This window comes from Anaerobacillus sp. QJM3NY_17 (assembly GCF_056173665.1).
On record NZ_CM149685.1, the window covers coordinates 1,307,592 to 1,323,849 of the forward strand.

At 40.6% G+C, this 16,258-nt stretch carries 18 protein-coding genes; 16 read left to right on the forward strand and 2 right to left on the reverse strand.

Annotated features, from left to right (window positions below):
• Positions 1-99 precede the first annotated feature (99 nt).
• The 12 genes from AC0VYV_RS07075 to AC0VYV_RS07130 all read left to right on the forward strand — a co-directional run bounded on the left by AC0VYV_RS07075 (position 100) and on the right by AC0VYV_RS07130 (position 6,873).
• Positions 100-747, forward strand: a complete 648-nt coding sequence (locus tag AC0VYV_RS07075; protein ID WP_475368727.1) for a pentapeptide repeat-containing protein — start codon at positions 100-102, stop codon at positions 745-747.
• Positions 748-921: 174 nt separating this feature from the next.
• Complete coding sequence (locus AC0VYV_RS07080; protein ID WP_475366988.1) at positions 922-1,392, forward strand: N-acetyltransferase family protein; 471 nt, start codon at positions 922-924, stop codon at positions 1,390-1,392.
• Positions 1,393-1,759: 367 nt separating this feature from the next.
• On the forward strand, positions 1,760-2,179 hold the full coding sequence (locus AC0VYV_RS07085) for a cytidine deaminase (protein ID WP_475368728.1): 420 nt from the start codon (positions 1,760-1,762) through the stop codon (positions 2,177-2,179).
• Positions 2,180-2,357: 178 nt separating this feature from the next.
• Positions 2,358-2,555: a DUF2197 domain-containing protein gene (locus tag AC0VYV_RS07090; protein ID WP_475368729.1), complete on the forward strand. Its 198-nt coding sequence runs from the start codon at positions 2,358-2,360 to the stop codon at positions 2,553-2,555.
• Between the two features lie 24 nt (positions 2,556-2,579).
• Positions 2,580-3,038, forward strand: a complete 459-nt coding sequence (locus AC0VYV_RS07095; protein ID WP_475374677.1) for a DUF4871 domain-containing protein — start codon at positions 2,580-2,582, stop codon at positions 3,036-3,038.
• A complete protein-coding gene (locus AC0VYV_RS07100; protein ID WP_475368731.1) occupies positions 3,039-3,635 on the forward strand; it encodes a nucleotidyltransferase family protein in 597 nt (198 codons plus the stop codon).
• A 66-nt stretch (positions 3,636-3,701) separates the two neighbouring features.
• Positions 3,702-3,911, forward strand: a complete 210-nt coding sequence (locus AC0VYV_RS07105; RefSeq protein ID WP_475368732.1) for a hypothetical protein — start codon at positions 3,702-3,704, stop codon at positions 3,909-3,911.
• Positions 3,912-3,999: 88 nt separating this feature from the next.
• On the forward strand, positions 4,000-4,515 hold the full coding sequence (locus AC0VYV_RS07110) for a nucleoside/nucleotide kinase family protein (RefSeq protein ID WP_475368733.1): 516 nt from the start codon (positions 4,000-4,002) through the stop codon (positions 4,513-4,515).
• Complete coding sequence (locus tag AC0VYV_RS07115) at positions 4,512-4,832, forward strand: hypothetical protein (protein ID WP_475368734.1); 321 nt, start codon at positions 4,512-4,514, stop codon at positions 4,830-4,832. Before AC0VYV_RS07110 ends, AC0VYV_RS07115 begins: the two co-directional genes overlap by 4 nt.
• A 121-nt stretch (positions 4,833-4,953) precedes the next feature.
• Positions 4,954-5,577 (forward strand): hypothetical protein, encoded by a 624-nt coding sequence (locus tag AC0VYV_RS07120; protein ID WP_475368736.1) that lies wholly within the window; start codon positions 4,954-4,956, stop codon positions 5,575-5,577.
• A 415-nt stretch (positions 5,578-5,992) separates the two neighbouring features.
• Complete coding sequence (locus AC0VYV_RS07125; RefSeq protein ID WP_430241274.1) at positions 5,993-6,322, forward strand: PadR family transcriptional regulator; 330 nt, start codon at positions 5,993-5,995, stop codon at positions 6,320-6,322.
• A gap of 5 nt (positions 6,323-6,327) precedes the next feature.
• Positions 6,328-6,873 carry a DUF2812 domain-containing protein gene (locus tag AC0VYV_RS07130; RefSeq protein WP_475366995.1) on the forward strand — a complete coding sequence of 182 codons (546 nt, stop codon included), beginning with the start codon at positions 6,328-6,330 and terminating at the stop codon, positions 6,871-6,873.
• Positions 6,874-6,977: 104 nt separating this feature from the next.
• Here AC0VYV_RS07130 and mprF read toward each other — a convergent pair whose 3' ends face one another.
• Both mprF and AC0VYV_RS07140 read right to left on the reverse strand, forming a co-directional pair.
• Positions 6,978-9,509: a bifunctional lysylphosphatidylglycerol flippase/synthetase MprF gene (gene mprF / locus AC0VYV_RS07135; RefSeq protein ID WP_475374678.1), complete on the reverse strand. Its 2,532-nt coding sequence runs from the start codon at positions 9,507-9,509 to the stop codon at positions 6,978-6,980.
• Between the two features lie 198 nt (positions 9,510-9,707).
• Positions 9,708-12,770 carry an efflux RND transporter permease subunit gene (locus tag AC0VYV_RS07140; RefSeq protein ID WP_475374679.1) on the reverse strand — a complete coding sequence of 1,021 codons (3,063 nt, stop codon included), beginning with the start codon at positions 12,768-12,770 and terminating at the stop codon, positions 9,708-9,710.
• 305 nt (positions 12,771-13,075) lie between these two features.
• Here AC0VYV_RS07140 and AC0VYV_RS07145 point away from each other — a divergent pair, with 305 nt between their 5' ends.
• From AC0VYV_RS07145 to AC0VYV_RS07160, 4 genes are all read left to right on the forward strand, one after another.
• Positions 13,076-13,957, forward strand: coding sequence for a TetR/AcrR family transcriptional regulator (locus AC0VYV_RS07145; RefSeq protein ID WP_475366998.1), 882 nt, complete (start codon positions 13,076-13,078; stop codon positions 13,955-13,957).
• Between the two features lie 75 nt (positions 13,958-14,032).
• Positions 14,033-14,323 (forward strand): hypothetical protein, encoded by a 291-nt coding sequence (locus AC0VYV_RS07150; protein ID WP_475366999.1) that lies wholly within the window; start codon positions 14,033-14,035, stop codon positions 14,321-14,323.
• Between the two features lie 328 nt (positions 14,324-14,651).
• Positions 14,652-15,464 (forward strand): alpha/beta fold hydrolase, encoded by an 813-nt coding sequence (locus AC0VYV_RS07155; protein WP_475374680.1) that lies wholly within the window; start codon positions 14,652-14,654, stop codon positions 15,462-15,464.
• A gap of 103 nt (positions 15,465-15,567) precedes the next feature.
• Positions 15,568-15,948, forward strand: coding sequence for a hypothetical protein (locus AC0VYV_RS07160; RefSeq protein ID WP_430241288.1), 381 nt, complete (start codon positions 15,568-15,570; stop codon positions 15,946-15,948).
• Positions 15,949-16,258: the final 310 nt, after the last annotated feature.

A 16,258-nucleotide genomic window follows, 5' to 3' on the forward strand; every position in this document is an offset into this window, starting at 1 on the left:
AAGTTTGTACATACTTCTTTCCAAAAAGACAGGCTTATATTTACTGTCACTCATATGATATCTTTCTTATGACCAAACTGAAGTAAGAAGGGTGTTACGATGAGCAAAAACATAAAACTAGAACGTCCAAAAATTCCGGCTATCCTTGAAGAAGGTCATTTTCATGCGATTTATAATGATGAAGACTTAACGCTAATGAATTGCGAGATTATAGGTGAAGCGGTGGACGACGTTGAGCTTGACCGTGTGATCTTATCGAAAGTGGTGTTTAGAAACGTTACATTTACAAACGCCACGTTTCCTCAAATTGATATGATTGATGTTATATTCGATAATTGTAACCTTTCCAATGTGAACTTCACTGAAGGCATCATTCATCGCGTGAAGTTCACGGACTGCAAGTTAATGGGTGCTGATTTCTCGGAAGCAAACCTTGGAAACGTTATGTTTGAGAATTGTATGGCAAATTTCAGTAGCTATGTGGATACCAGGCTGAAACAAGTGAAATTTGAAGATACGTCTTTGCAAAGCGCGAACTATCATAGCTGTCAGTTTACAAAGACAATTTTCAACAGGTGTGACGCAAACGATGTTAATTTCGTACAAACGCTCTTAAAGGGTGTCGATCTTAGCACATGTACATTTGAACGCCTTCATGTTGATTTGGAAAGCCTAGATGGATGTGAAGTTTCACAGGATCAGGCGATTGGGTTTGCGAAGTTGTTAGGATTGAAGGTAGTTGAATAGCGGGAGGGGGACAGGCACGTGCCTGTCCCTCGCTGCGTTACTTCATAAAAGAAGTGATTGAGGAATGGGCGGATATTTGAAATAATTGTTAGTGGATATAACCTGCGATAGAATATTGGGATTTACATAAAGAAATAAGTGGTTTTAGACAAGCTGCTAAGATTGGAGGGTTTTATGAACATTCGCCATGTGAAGCAATCAGATTACTATATGATTTCTCCACTGATCAATGAATGGTGGAGTGGAGGACAAATGATCGACAAGCTTCCTAAAATGTTCTTTGATCATTTTACGAATACGAGCTTTATTGCAGAAGAGAACGGTGAGATTGCCGGGTTTCTAATTGGTTTTCTTTCACAAACTCATTTAGAAGAAGGGTATATTCACATTGCTGGTGTTCACCCTTCTTATCGAGGTGGTCACATTGGACGTCAACTTTATGAGTCGTTCTTTCAAACAATGAAAGTTTATGGCAGAAGCTTAGTGAGGTGCGTCACCTCGCCGGATAATAAGAATTCGATTGCCTACCACTTTAGAATGGGTTTTGAGATTGAAGGAGGAAACCGCGTCGTGAATGGAATTGCGGTTCACTCAAATTATGACGGACCAGGGCGTGAGCGGGTTGTGTTTGTGAAGCGCGTATAAATGTCCGTGGCGGGGGTCAGGTGCGGACCTGACCCCCGCGCTTTTTTTACAGGCAATTGAAACTAATTCTCGTTCGTTTCGTATGTAGTAATACGCAGAAAAATTAATCAGTCTATATTCTCTAATAGATTTACTCTGAAAAATACGTAAGGCATTGGAGGAGGATTTATGGCAGAGGGGATGTTTTTGCTTATGATTGTGTTCATTACGGTTTTTATTATTGGAAAAAAGAAGAAAAAATAATTTGTAGGTTTGATTCTTTTCTTAAGGGAGTGTTTGCTAAGTTTATCGCAAACGCTCCTTTTATCCATTAGGTCATTTACATAGCACAAAAGTGAAACTTTATTCTGAGGAAGGGTTGAATTTAATGAAAATAGAAAGCAAATTGTATGAGGAAGCAGTGAGTTTAATAGAGTCTCGTTACCCGTCTGGTTGGGGAGGGGCTGCGGCGATGTATACAAGTGAAGGTTCTATTCTAACGAGCGTTTCTCCAGAGAACATAAATGCTTCTACAGAGCTTTGTATTGAAACGGGGGCTATCCTAGAAGCCCATAAATTAAATATAGAAATCACGCATTCCATTTGCGTCGTACGTGAAGATGAAAATGCTCAATATGTGATTTTAACCCCGTGTGGCATTTGTCAGGAACGACTCTTTTATTGGGGATCACATGTGAAAGCAGCTGTGTTCACAAAAGACGGAACGCTTACCTTTAAAACATTGAAAGAGATCCAACCTTATCACTGGTATGAAGCATATGAGGGAGAGTCATTAGATAAGAAGTAGATGGGCGTTAATCTCAGGAATCAGTTCCATGTCCAGGAGCTAAAAGCAAAGTGTTTATTCGTATAGGGTTAATCAGGTGGTTGAAGGAAGAGACAATTTCAGGTTTCTATAGAAGGGATTTATTCCCTTTTATAGAAATGTATTTGTGATAAGTAAATCCTGGAAATGAGGGATGGCGATGATTGAGACGCTCTGCTTTTTCTGTAAAAAGAAATTTCATATTAAGCCTTCTGATTCACAGTTTCGGAAATTGAAGCAGAACCCTGGTGCGAGCTATGTGTGTAAGGCGTGTAACCAATCGATGCAGCGAGAAGCACAGCAAAGCACGGGAATTCATCCAGACCAAATTGATCAGTATGATAAATTATTCCGTTAAAATGACCGGAGGGAGTGAAGATGTATGAAAAGATGGCTTGCATTCTTGCCCGCTCTTCTCATTCTACTCACCAGCTGCAATGGAGATGGTCAGGCTGTGACGAAACAGGTTGTTCAAAAAGAAAATCAAGCAGAAGTAAGTAACACTTTCACATCAGGCTCTTATAAGATGATTGGTGAAGAAGAGCGGATCGGCTTTATATATGATGATGCGTCAGCATTCAAAGCTGGTGAACCTAATAAGTACATGTGGCACTTGTGGGGAGATGAAGACGAACTAAATGGTTCTCTTAAAGTAATCGGAACCCATCAGGAGACAAATGAGGAGATCGTGGTTTTTGAATCAGATGAGTTGGCGGGTCCGCATAACGGAGCGGATGCTCACGTCCCTTCAACGATGCAACTTCCTTCAACAGGTGTTTGGGAGCTAGATGCTTATGTTGGGGAAGAATTTTTTGGAACCATTGTAGTGGAGGTCATGTAATTGCCTTACTTTAATCAAGAAATAGGTGTACAAAAAGAAGCGTTAGAACACATTCTTTATCAGAATCCAGCCATTGAAAAGGCTCTCGGTGTACTAAGGGAAGAGTTCGATCATGCATACATCGGAGCAGGGTGTATTGTGCAAACGGTTTGGAATGACTTAACGAATCGGCCGTTGGATTACGGCATCCATGACCTCGATGTTGTGTATTACGATGATCAGGATTTGAGCTTAGAAAAAGAGGTCGAGATAGAAGAGCATCTTCGGAAGTTGCTTTCCGACATTCCTTATAAAATTGACGCCAAAAACGAAGCGCGCGTTCATCTCTGGTATGAAGAGAAATTTGGTCAGCGTATCGCCCCTTATTCTTCAGTAGAAGATGCTATCAATAGCTGGCCTACTACTGCAACATCAATCGGTGTCAAAGTAGGAGAGGATGGTGCGTTTCAGGTATATGCGCCATACGGATTAAGTGATTTGTTTGGGTTAATTGTGCGTGCAAACAAGTTGTTAATTACCCGCGATGTCTATGAAGCGAAAGTGGAAAAATGGACGCGGAAATGGCCAGAGCTTGAGGTGATCGCTTGGGACAAGTGATGAAGGTGCAAAAAGGAGTACTCTAACAATTTATAGTGGTCTCTTATCTACTGTTTGGAGGCAATAATGGAAGCGAAAAAGTTCTTATCTTTACTAGGGTGGGTGATGCTTGGATCGTGGCTCATTCATTTTTTTATTTACTATTTAATCGATTTAGATCGAGAAATCTATTCTGTAGAAAAGATCGTCTCAGGGATTGTGTTTATTCTTATCGCAGTACCAATCTATTTTACTGGTGTTCACCTGTATTATAAATTTAGCGAGGAGCGTTCATAAGATGAAAAGGGCTTGGAGGAGATCGAGCTTACATAAAATAGGAATTATAAAAGGAAACCGATGTGGTATGACGCATTTTGATTTAGAAATGATACTACCAAAAACCCCACTAAAGGAACCCTTTCTACTTGGGATCGATGGGTTAAGTCGGTCAGGTAAAACCACGTTCGTCTCCGAGTTAGAGCACTTACTTGAAATGTCAGGGTATCGCTCTGTTACATTTCATATAGATGATTACATAGAGCCAGAGCAAAAGCGGTATAACACAGGCCACGAAGAGTGGTACGAATACTATTTTTTGCAGTGGGACGTCGCTAAGCTAAAACAGCAACTTTTTGACAGCATAATGGAACGAATACCGCCCGAAAATTTGAAGGTAGATTTGGTGTTAATCGAAGGGGTTTTTCTGCAAAGAGACGAATGGCGTTCTGCGTTCGATTGCGTGCTTTTCTTACAATGTGAAAGAGATGTGCGGTTTGGACGAGAGAAAGAAGAGACTCAGAGAAATCTAAAGAAATTTGAAGAGCGATATTGGAAAGCAGAAAAGTATTATATGGATACCGTTAAGCCTTTGGAGAGAGCGGATTTTGTGATTGAGTCATGATCGTTCAAGAAAGGAATAAACGGATTAGCATTCCTTCAGTAGGCTTATTCTTGCAATTGTTCCTTGTTTTATTTGTCACTGCGCTAAACGGTTTACGAACTTCACTGATGAATCATTTTTCAATTTACCCAGTTGCCCTTATGGAGCTAACGATTGGCGTCATCAGCTTATGTTTTGGTGTCTACGGGCTCATTCAATCAAAGTATTCCACTCTTTCGTGGATCGTTGTCATGATCGGTGCAATATCGTGCTTTCTATTTGTTTTTGTGTATCTACTTCCAGAGGCAGGTACTCCGCCTCTCATCGGTTGGTTATGAGGTCATTTGAATCCAACGAGCGAATGTTCGTAGCGCCTAAAAAGATAGCTGATTATGACATGGAATGGAACGATGTGTATCAAGAAATAGTAGAGGCTGCATTAAAATTGGAGGAAAACTAGTGAAAATGAAAGTTCTGGCTCCTTTCATTCTATTAGGAACGTTACTGTTATCAAGCTGTGCGAATAATGAGAATAAAACGGCTGAGATTAAACCGATGCCTGATTCGGATTATGTAAAAACATTCGAAGAGTTGAACCTTGGTAACCTATTCGATTTTGAATTCGAATTAGAGAACGCGGATAAACGCTGGGTAAGGCTTTGGGTTGAGCGGTATCAAGATGGGGAGAAGGATCGTGAACCTATCACGGAACTTATTTACGGTGAGAGTCCGATTCCTGATGAAACGTCCAAAGGGCATTTAGGGTTTGGGATCATTCAATCTAATGAAGGTGAACCGTCTTATTTTCTTTATGCACCAGGCGTTAGCTCAGCTCCGAATAAAAGCGTTGAAAAAACGAAGTCAGAAACATCAATGTCTACATTTGACTATGCGTTTCCAGATGAAAAGGTGGATTTACTATTGAACGAAGAAAAAGTGCTTGCAGCGTATCGGAGCACTTCATCGAATCAAATGAGAACCTATGATTTAGGAAACAAGGATGATGTTAAGAAAATGATTCAAGAGGATACGGAGGTTTTGTTGTTAAAAATCTTGATTGAAGAAAGTGATGAGGATAACTAATGGTTTTTGTTGTGTCGGTTTAATAGTCATAGGATTTTAGTATGCTGAAACTATAAAGAGAATTTAACGAAATAGAGGCGTTTTTGTGGGAAATGTATTCTTTTTTGGAGGACTAGGATTAATATTTATAGTTGCTATGTTTCTTATAACATGGGGCGTCACTGCTCTATATAAATTAATGGCAAAGTAAAGAATGAAATTCCGTCTATCATTATGAGGGAAATTTAATAATAAAGTGAAGAACAGAGCTTGGAATGGCTTTTACGCCTCCAAGCTCTATTTTTATGTGATTTTACGTTTTCACCTCTGAAAAAAAATGAATGTATTTTCCAATTAGTGGTTGCTTTATATATCATTACCTGATATATTACATTTATTGATATATCATTAAACGATATATGATTGGAGGAAGCTAATGCCAAGAAATGATTCTCTTGAAGTGGGAGAGCTAACAGATACATCTTATTACATTCTCCTATCACTGATGGAGCCTAAACACGGATATTTAATTATGAAAACAATTGAGGAAATGACAGACCACGCGGTTGTGGTCGGACCGGCGTCTATGTATACCACGATCAAAAAGCTACTTGGGGCAGAACTGATTGAGCTGCATGATAAGAGTGATAAGAAAAAGGTGTATGTAACGACAGAAAAAGGTGTTCAGCTAGTAAAAAAAGAAATCGAACGAAAACGCCAAATGATTCAGCACGGGGAAGAAATCCTCGCAAATAAAGGAGAGTGAGTATATTGGGGAAAAAGAAATATGTGATGAGCAGCGGTTTAGCTTTTTTTGAAGAGAAAGAGATGGAGCGGCTCGGTAAGTTTGCGCAAAAAGGATGGTTTTTAGAGAAGTTTGCGTTCTCAGGTTTTAAGTTACAAAAAGGAGAACCACAGGACGTGATTTATTCACTAGACTATCAATCGGAAGCAGATGAGGAGTATTTTAGTTACTTTGAAGAAGCGGGATGGAAGCATGTTTGTACTGGAGCGGGTGAAATGCACATCTTTTCGGCCGCACCAGGCACTACCCCAATCTATTCAGACCAGGCTTCCGTCAAGGAGAAATATAAAAGGGAAAGCCAATCAATGAAAAAGGTCGCCCTGCCAGCATTTCTAATAGCTGTTATGCTAGTCGTGTTGCTGTTTAGTAGTGAGAATGGATTTCTCCCTACTGTTGTTGGGGATATAAGTGAATATGCAAGTTACGCGGTTTATATTGTGTTGATCTTCACAGGAATGCCCTATCTTTCGTATCAATATAAGTTGAGGAAGTTGGAGAAGCGTAATGTTTAATAGGGGACAGATGCAAATAAAGTAATAGAACTGTCCGTGGTGATGGGACGATTGTTTGTAATGGGGGTCAGGTACGCACCTGACCCCCATTACGTTTTTTACACTCATTTTCTCTTCATCCCAATCAACAGCGACACTTGCGCCATTGTAAAAGGCAGGGATGATTTCTTTCGATAGGCAAGGTACTTGCGTTCCCAGGTGTGGGCGTATTTCCCTTTGAACTTTCGTAGGCCCTGGAAATGATAGAAGATATGCCCATGAAGAAAGATTTGGGCGGCGATTCGCTCACTTAGGAAAGAGAACTTCGACTGACCCACATTCGAAAGTGGAGCCATTCCTAGATTAAAGCGCTCGTAGCCTTCTGACTTCGCCCATTCAAATAAAGAGAGAAACATGACGTCCATTGTGCCTGAAGGGGCATCGTGTAGAAAACGCATTAAATCAACAGATACCGTTTTGTTGTTATCGTAGACAGGCATAAGACTAGTAAAAGCAATGATCCTATCGTTTTCTTTCATAACAGCGATCTCTGATTTGTTTAGATAATCCACATGATAGAATCCGAGCGAAAATCCTTTCTCATTTCTTCCCTGTAGCCATTCATCAGATACGTCTTTTAGCTTCTGCAAAAGATCTTCACTGTGCGGAGGCTTTACTATTTCAACTTGAAAATTCTCTCGTTCGAATTTGTTTTTAACAGCACGCAATGCTTTCATTCTCTTTCCAGATAGCGTGAACTGATCTAAATCTACGAATGCTTCTTCCCCAAGCTTAAAGAAACCAAAGCCTTTTTCATGGAGAATGGGAAGCAGGCTGTTACTAACTTCATAGAATACTGGGGTATAACCCTGGATATCTGCCAGGTGCTGAAACTCTTCGATAGCTTCAGGAAATGCTTCTTTCTGTCCGATTGGATCGCCGAGAACGACGAGTTTATCGGATGATTTTTGGAAGCAGATTAAGACTGTTCTATTGGAGTTCCAAAAGATTGATTTATCGTGCAGGAAAATTAAGTGAGCTAACGTATTTCCACCGTAGGTTTCAAGGTGCTCTTGTATTTCATTATCATGTTCAGGTGATGATTCCTTGATTGGGTTTCTCGGTTTAATCACGGCGGTTCCTATCACAAAAACAATCAGCGCAATCATTAAACCAATTAATGCACTATAAAACAGCGTGTGGTAATCTGTAATAACATATGGCAAGACTTGTGGTGGAATAACGCCGTTTGATGAAGGCAAGCTTAAATATCCAATTAACACATACATCGACGTGATGAATAGGATCACTAGCCCATCAATAATGGTTTTGCTCCACGTTAATACATAGCTCTCGCGATAGAAGCGCGTTCTCGACATATAGAGAATGAAGGCAACGAGTAAGAGAAAGATTGCTTCCTCATAATCGATCCCTTTAGAGAAGGTAAAGGCAGCTGCTGCGAAAAGGACGACGATGGTGAGATAATATGCTCTTTTCACCTTGTACTCAATTCCTCTTGATAACCCGAGTAAAGCAAAGCCAGCTCCAACGGAAAGCTGATGAGAAAGGTTAACAAGAAACGGTAGAGAATGCATTTCTTCTAGAATTTTTAACCGATCGATTATACCAGGTAAGGCTGCAGACAATAGTAAAATTAAGCCCGAAATAAACACGAGCAGCGTAAGCATCACATGACTTAGCCTTTGAATAAGGGCAAGTGGGAGGCTATCCCAGTTTGCATTCCATTTCTCCCAATAGTCTCTTACAAAAAGAATCGCAGCGAGTAAGAATGGAAAGATAAAGTATCCAACTCGATAGAGAATGAGTAGAAAAAGGACTTTCTCATCTTGGACACTAACAAGCTGGGTTCCCCAAATGAAGATCAAATCGAACGAACCGAGTCCGCCCGGGGTCATGCTCACAATCCCAACGCATGAAGCGACAACAAAGATAGGGAATAACTCGTGAAAAGAAATGCTCAGTTCAAGTATGTTTGCTAGTAACCAGACGGCAAGGAACGCAAATGTCCACTCAAGGAGAGAGACGGCGATGAGCTGGAATTTCGTTCGTGAACCAAAGAACCGAGGAGAGCTTTTATCACGATGACGAACGAATTGAAAAAGCAGGACAGGCGGATACAGTCCAACCGCTATAACAACGACATAAAGCCATAGGAACTTTTCCATAAGAAGATTATCTCTATAAGCAACAAGAATTGTGACTGCAAGGAAAGATAACCCAGTCAAATAAAAATACGAAATGTTTCCAATGGACTTAGATAGTTTCTGTTTATCTACCTCATAAGTTTGATAAAAATATTTTCTAAGCATTCCGCTAATAATTCCACCAGATCCGATCAGGTTAGAGAAAGCATTGACGATAAACGATTGCTTCAACAGCTGCTTTTTCGGAAATGATTTTTGAAGTGATTTTAAGAGCAATGAGTCGTATAAGAACATCGGGCTAACGGCTCCCATAGAAATTAATAAAACGAGAATAAGTTTGCCGATGTTAAACTGATTAACTTCATTTCGGAGAAGCTCCGGGTTGATGCTAGACATGAAAGGAAGGCTTTCAATCACTGCTAGCACAAAAAGAAAAAGAGGTAAGATGAATTTCAAATAATGAAATAAATACTTGTAAAAAGTTGTTTTCATAGTTCACTCCTTTATCTTGATTTTACATGAATCTTAGAAAGTTCACTCAATAAATTTGAAAAAGGTGAAAGTTTTTGCCTTTAGGAAGAAAATCATAAACCATCCCCGTATAAAAATATGTATCGAAAAGTGTAGTATAGCAGAACGATTCACTCACACAAAAAAACGTTCAGAGGATTTCCTCTGAACGTTTTTTACTTACATTTCTTCTTGTGCTTTTTTCTTGCCTCTAAATCGATACAAAACAAGGTAAAGCATCGGAACCATAATCAGCGTTAAGACAGCTGAGAAAAGGATACCTGATATGATCGTAACGGCAAGCGGTGTAAAGAGCGCATCGCCACTTACGGCAACTGGGATAAGGGCAACGATTGATGTAATCGCGGTAAGGAGAATTGGTCGTAAGCGAACACGACCGGACTCAATAACTGCGTCTTTTACATCCATGCCTTTTTTCAGTGCTTGTTCGATAAATTCAATTAACACAACCGAGTTTCTTACTACGATACCGGTGAGGGATACCATTCCCATAACACCAAGGAAACTGATTGGCGTTTGGGTAACGAATAGTCCAAGAATCGCACCCGCGATTGCGAGGTATACGGCAACGAGAACTAGGAACGGAAGTGAAAGTGAATTAAATTGCAGGGCAATCAATAGGTACACTAGGAAGAGTACGATGATGAAGAGTACGGTAATTTCAGCAAAGAAATCACTTTGAGCTTCGTTTTCACCGCCAAGTGTAATGCTGTAATCAGCATCCTCAAGCTGATCGCGCTGATCTTCCACAATTTCTGTTACGTTTGCTTCATAATTCTCCTCGTCCTTAGGGAAGGCACGAAGCGTAATCGAGCGTTCACCATCAATGTGAGGAATCTTTTGGATTTGTTCACTTTGTTCTGTTGTCACAAGCTCATCTAATGAGATGAGTTCAGGTGGTCCACCTGTTGATGCGGCTGGAAGCTCAAGGCTTGAAAGATCGACTTCATCTTTGCTACCTTCTAGCACGATATTCATATCACGCTTTACAACGCCATTATCAAATGCTTTTAGTGGAATACCTGCCGTTGCAAGTCGAATTTGCTGGCTGATCTGATTGACCGTAATGCCATTTTCTTCGAGTGCATCGCGATCTGGTACATATTCGAGCGAAGGTTCAAAGTCACCTACGTTATCAACGACAAGGTCTGTTTCAAGTCCTTCGATCTCTTTTGTTAGCTCATCTCTAAGGTCGATAAGCTTATCGATTTCTGGTCCAGAGACGGTAACGGTCACAGGTGCTCCTGCAGGAGGTCCCTGCTGGATCGTTTCCATAAAAATCTCAGCATCCGGGTACTCATTTCTGAGCTTATCTGTCCAGTCGTCAATGAGTCCTTGCGTTGTCTGGTTTTCTCGATCGACTCTGGCAACGATTTGGCCAGTATTTTCACCAGTGCTCGTTAGCGAGCTGTTGAAGAGACCAGGAGTACCTGTGCCTGTGAAGACGCTTGTTTCATATACGCCGTCATCTGTTTTCAGTTTTTCTTCGATTTCTTGAAGCGTATCGTGTGTGTCTTCGATCGGCGTACCAATTGGTAGCGTGATGTCGACCGTTACTTCTTCCTTATCAGCAGCCGGGAAGAACTCAAACGGTGTTAAGACGACTAATCCGAAGATCGCTGTCGTGAGCACAAGACCAAGAATAGAAACAAGAATTGGTTTTTTTGAAAATTTCTTTAGAAGCTTGTCGGCATAAACATCGGCAAGCTTATTTAACGGTTTGCCAAGAAGTCCTGGTGCATCTGACATTGGCTTCTTCGATCGACGGCTTAAGAAGTAGCGCAAAATCGGTACGAAAATGAGTGCCACTAATGTTGATGCAATAATTGTTGTAATGAGCACTGTTGGCAACGCGCGTATAAATGCCCCATTACCACCTGAAAGGAAAATAAGTGGCAGGAAGGTAAAGACGATCGCTAGAGAGGAGGTCACGATGGACACCCAAATCTCTTTCACGCCATTAACGGCTCCCATTAAACCTTTATCGCCGAGCTTATATCTTCGCTGGATGTTGTCGTTTATGACGATCGAGTCATCAACGATAATCCCGAGTGCGATGATTAACCCGATGACGGAGATCTGGTTTAGATCCACATCAGCAAAAGGTAGTGGAATAAAGCCCATCAGAACGGAAATCGGAACAGCAAGTGCTACGACGAGCGCACCCGATCCAGATAGTCCGAGAGATGTTGCCACAATAACGGCAAGCACAGAAATCGCTAGGGATAGGAATAGGCCATCAAAAATGTCCGTAACGATTGAAGCTTGAGAGTAATAAGATTCCAGTTCTACGTTCGAAGGCAGGCTTTCTGAAAGCTCATCCACTTTATCGCTCACACGCTCGTCAACAGTTGGGATATCTTCTCCGGACTTTACGTAAGCGGTGAAGGAAACAGACGGCTGTCCTTCAAAAGTGATAATATCTTCAACGTCTTTTGGACTAACTTCAACGCTTGCAATGTCTTTTAAGTAAACCGCGTCTCCATCAGGGTTTTTACCTACAAATAACTCTTCCATTTCATCGAGTGAATCGTAGTTTTCAACAGAAAGCTGAACAACTTCCTCATCCATTTTCTGTTTTCCTAGAGGAGTTGGGTAGTATTCATTATTAATGGCACTTTGAACATCGGTAACGTTCAAGCCGGAATCTTTTAATTCCTCTTGTTTTAATTCAATTAAAATTTGTTCTTCAGGCAGTCCTTTGATCGTAACGCCAGAAACGCCAGATAATTCTTCGACTTCCTCTTTCCATCGATTTAATTCTTCTTCAAGAGAGAGGAGGTTGTCGCGGTTATCGCTTGTAAGATGGTAGGAAACAATCGGCATTTTTGCCGTTGATTCATTTACATCTGGTTCGAAAGCTTCGTCAGGAAATGAAGTCGAGGCATCGGAAACGGCCTGGCGTACGTCACCAAACACTTCCTTCTTACTTTCTCCTTCCGCTACTTCGATCACAATGTTCGAAAAGCCTGCTGCTGAAGAAGATGTCACTTCAGCGATGCCATCGATCGAACTGAGCGATGACTCGATTGGGTTCGTAATTGATCGTTCAACTGTGTCCACCGTTGCACCAGGATAAACGGTGCTAATCGTTCCGATATTTACTGTTGTTTCCGGAATTTCACGCTGTGGAAGTTGAATGAATGTAAACACTCCAACAATGACAAATAATAGAATAAATATCATAAAGAGCTTGGACCGTTGTAAAATCCATTTCAACATATGAGAGCCTCCTCTGTTCGTTTTCGACTGTTCGGTCAATCTGATGTCATTTATACCCCATATTTGTTGAAATATAAAGTTTTAATGTGCTTGACTCAATAGTCATTTTTACTGAGATTAGCTAGGAAGTCAAGAAATGAGTGTGCTAGAAAACGAATTCGAAAGGGTGAAGGTTAGTCAGGTATGATTAAGTAAACTTCTTCTTTTAATCGAGATATGCAGTTTAAGCTCGAGGGCATATTGTGACTATCATTCCACTCATCAAGTAGTGTATTCTGATGGAAGAAGATATCGAGGTGAACGATATGGATAAACGAAAAGCAATATTAGAAGCGGCGGTTGAGTTGATCGCAGAGAAAGGATACACGCATACATCGATGCAGCAGATTGCTGATAGTGTGGGTGTCTCAAAAGGTTCGCTTTACTCATTTTTTCCATCAAAGGAAGATTTGATTATTTCGATTTATGAACACTATCAACAGCTCGTTTTTGAACGTGCTTTTGTTGTCGGATTAGACGGTAATCTACCACCTTATGAGCGGTTTGCAAAACAATTCCAGGTCCAATTCGAAGGGATATTGGAATATAAATCTTATATGAAAATGCATATGCGCGGGGAATCCGCTCAAAGCAGTGAGAAGCTTGAAGGAATGGGCCATCGAATGAGGGGTCGACTTTTTAGCTGGCTAGAACGAAATTTGATTGATTTATATGGGGAGAAGATTGCCCCATATAAATGGGATTTGATGTGGATGACGCAATCCATTTATACCTCCTACACAGGTCTTATGATTTCTTCTGAGAGCCTGCTTTCTCCAGAAAAGCTTGGAAAGCACATCGTTAGGCAGATTGATATTCTAGCATCGGATTTTCTAGCAGGAAATAGCGCGCCTCTTCTAGATGATGAAATGATGCGTCCTTTTTCCGTAGGGATGGATCGAGAAGGTGCTTTTACATCGTTTGAGAAAAGAGAGAGTGCCTGGAAGGCGCTCTATAATAATATCCATGAATTAAAGCAGCCTCAATATTATCTAGAGGTAACGGATCGCATATCAGAAGAATCTAGAAAGTCAAAACCTGATGAGATTGTGATGAGAGGGCTGTTTCATTTACTGAAAGAAGAAGATGTGCTGAAAAGAAATGCACAAGCACTAGAGGCACAAATCCTTCCGGCGACAGAACATTAGGATGGTTATTTTCCAATTTTTTCGGGTAAATAGGGTGTAGAGAGAGATGGTTATCACCAAAGGAGAGAGAGACAAATGTCAGAGAAACCTTCATCAATCAATGGAAGCAGTACCTTTATTGCAATTGTTTCCATTGTAGCGGGCTGTCTTGCTGCTATCATTGCAGGAAGCTTCCTATCCGGAGCTATTGAACTAGCAACAATTGAAATCTTCCCTATATTCTTCCCCATCATTATTTGCGCTGTCGGCATTTTTCTAGGAGTGGTTGCTTTTCGCATTTCAAAAAGAAGACTTGCAATAATGGGGATTGCCTTAAATGCTGTTGTTCTTTTATTACCATTAGGCTTTTTAGTCGTGAAGTTATAGAGGAATTATCAAGGTTTGAAAATTTAATAATAATGCTAGAAGCGAAGATTTAAAGAGGGTGTCACTAAAGTTATACTTTGGGACATTCTTTTTTTGGTCAAACCGAAATGCTTTTTTCTAGTTGAAGGTGAGGTATGGGTACGTACTTCCTACTCATTGCAAAGTTCAAGATAGAAGTGTGAGTTCTCTAGTACTCTCTGTTTATTAAACACTTATTAACTTAACGATTTTCTTCTTTCAATCTCCTCCCATTCACGGTTATACTAATGCAAGAGTATTGGTTCAACTATGGGAAACAACACCCCTTATACAGAGAGGATTTAACAGCATGCTTGATTATAAGCTTTACAAAAGTAAGAAGGCGAACTGCAGTGAAACGATCGTGTTGATTCACGGTCTTGGTGGGAACTATGGGATCTTCTGTAACCAGATCTCCACATATAAAAAAGAGTATGATGTGCTTGCTATCAACCTACCGGGGCATGGGAAATCACCGAGTACTGACAGTTATGACATGCCTTTCAATAGAGAATTAGTCGCAGACGAAGTGATTCTGCTTCTAGATGAGTTGAAGATTTCTAAAGCACATTTAGTAGGTATTTCACTAGGCTCTGTTGCCGTGCATCATTTGCTTCAACGAGTTCCTGAACGCATTCAGAGTGCTGTACTAGGAGGCGCAATCACACGATATTCACCTCTAGCTACCTTCATGCTCCGCGCTGGAAATGCAGTGAAAGCGTTTGTACCATATATGTGGCTATATAAAATGTTTGCTTATATTATGATGCCTAAAGCGAATCATGCTAGCTCTAGAGAGTTATTTATCAGAGCAGCCCTTAAAATGAATCGAAAAGACTTTCTAGCTTGGTATGCGTTAACACCTCAAGTAAATGCAGCATATGCGAACGTTCAACAATATAGCCAAAACATTCCGAAACTCTACATTTCTGGAGAACAGGATCATCTCTTCTTAGACCCTTTATTAGAAGATACGAAAAGCGATGAACAGGCACAGCATTTGATCTTAAAGCAATGCGGTCACGTTTGTAACGTGGAAAAACCAAGGGAGTTTAACGATGCTTCGCTTGCATTTTTTAATCAGCATAGCTCAACCCAGTCTTCCATATCATCCGCCTTATAAATGCTTAGAGTGCCTGTCACCAAGCAAATTTAGACCTATTTGTAACCTTTTCACCGTTTAACTCGTTTAGATAGAAAAGGGTGAGCGAATGGAGGGCTTAATGGTGAAGATCAAGCTTCTACCGATTTTATTGGGAACCTTATTATTCGTTGGGTTAGCCGGCTGTGGAAATAATGAAGCTCAAACCGTAAACACATCAAAGGATGACGTGGGGGAAGAGACGACAGCTCCCGCTACATCAGAAGGTGACTTCTCTCAAGAAGCAAGAATGATGGCGAATGATGAGAAACTTATTGAAATGCTAATGTCTACAGGAGTGATCAAGGAAAATGCGACGCCAAGTGAGATACAGAAGGCGTTAGAAGAGTACTTGAAGGAGAAAGCAGAAGGGATTGACCAGGGCGCAAAACCAAGTGAGAAATATATCGAGGATTTGAAGAAACAAATTCAACAAGACTTAGAAAAAGAAGGTTCGAAAGAGTAATCTTAGACGAGAGCTTTGGTTCTAACAGTTCAGAAAAGGAGTGCATTGAATGGCCTCCTTTTTTGAACTTTTTTTGTTCATTTTAAGAAGTAAAGAACACGGAGCTTGGAACGAAAAGTTAACTGGTAAATATATGGTATTATTAAAGTAGTATAGTACTAGATGGGAGTGAGTGAAGTTGAATAAACCTGTAGTCATTTGCCTTCTCCTTTTTAGCGCACTGTTTTTAAATTTTCAAGACAGCGCATTAAGTATAATGATCTATAATTGGTTGCTAACGCTACTGCTGATGTTCTACATATATACGATT

Excerpts from the sequence above, each read along its gene's own strand:
- AC0VYV_RS07075 (WP_475368727.1), top strand. The coding sequence starts at position 100 with ATGAGCAAAAACATAAAACTAGAACGTCCAAAAATTCCGGCTATCCTT.
- AC0VYV_RS07080 (WP_475366988.1), top strand. The coding sequence starts at position 922 with ATGAACATTCGCCATGTGAAGCAATCAGATTACTATATGATTTCTCCA.
- AC0VYV_RS07085 (WP_475368728.1), top strand. The coding sequence starts at position 1,760 with ATGAAAATAGAAAGCAAATTGTATGAGGAAGCAGTGAGTTTAATAGAG.
- AC0VYV_RS07090 (WP_475368729.1), top strand. The coding sequence starts at position 2,358 with ATGATTGAGACGCTCTGCTTTTTCTGTAAAAAGAAATTTCATATTAAG.
- AC0VYV_RS07095 (WP_475374677.1), top strand. The coding sequence starts at position 2,580 with ATGAAAAGATGGCTTGCATTCTTGCCCGCTCTTCTCATTCTACTCACC.
- AC0VYV_RS07105 (WP_475368732.1), top strand. The coding sequence starts at position 3,702 with ATGGAAGCGAAAAAGTTCTTATCTTTACTAGGGTGGGTGATGCTTGGA.
- AC0VYV_RS07110 (WP_475368733.1), top strand. The coding sequence starts at position 4,000 with ATGATACTACCAAAAACCCCACTAAAGGAACCCTTTCTACTTGGGATC.
- AC0VYV_RS07115 (WP_475368734.1), top strand. The coding sequence starts at position 4,512 with ATGATCGTTCAAGAAAGGAATAAACGGATTAGCATTCCTTCAGTAGGC.
- AC0VYV_RS07125 (WP_430241274.1), top strand. The coding sequence starts at position 5,993 with ATGCCAAGAAATGATTCTCTTGAAGTGGGAGAGCTAACAGATACATCT.
- mprF (WP_475374678.1), bottom strand. The coding sequence starts at position 9,509 with ATGAAAACAACTTTTTACAAGTATTTATTTCATTATTTGAAATTCATC.
- AC0VYV_RS07140 (WP_475374679.1), bottom strand. The coding sequence starts at position 12,770 with ATGTTGAAATGGATTTTACAACGGTCCAAGCTCTTTATGATATTTATT.
- AC0VYV_RS07145 (WP_475366998.1), top strand. The coding sequence starts at position 13,076 with ATGGATAAACGAAAAGCAATATTAGAAGCGGCGGTTGAGTTGATCGCA.
- AC0VYV_RS07150 (WP_475366999.1), top strand. The coding sequence starts at position 14,033 with ATGTCAGAGAAACCTTCATCAATCAATGGAAGCAGTACCTTTATTGCA.
- AC0VYV_RS07155 (WP_475374680.1), top strand. The coding sequence starts at position 14,652 with ATGCTTGATTATAAGCTTTACAAAAGTAAGAAGGCGAACTGCAGTGAA.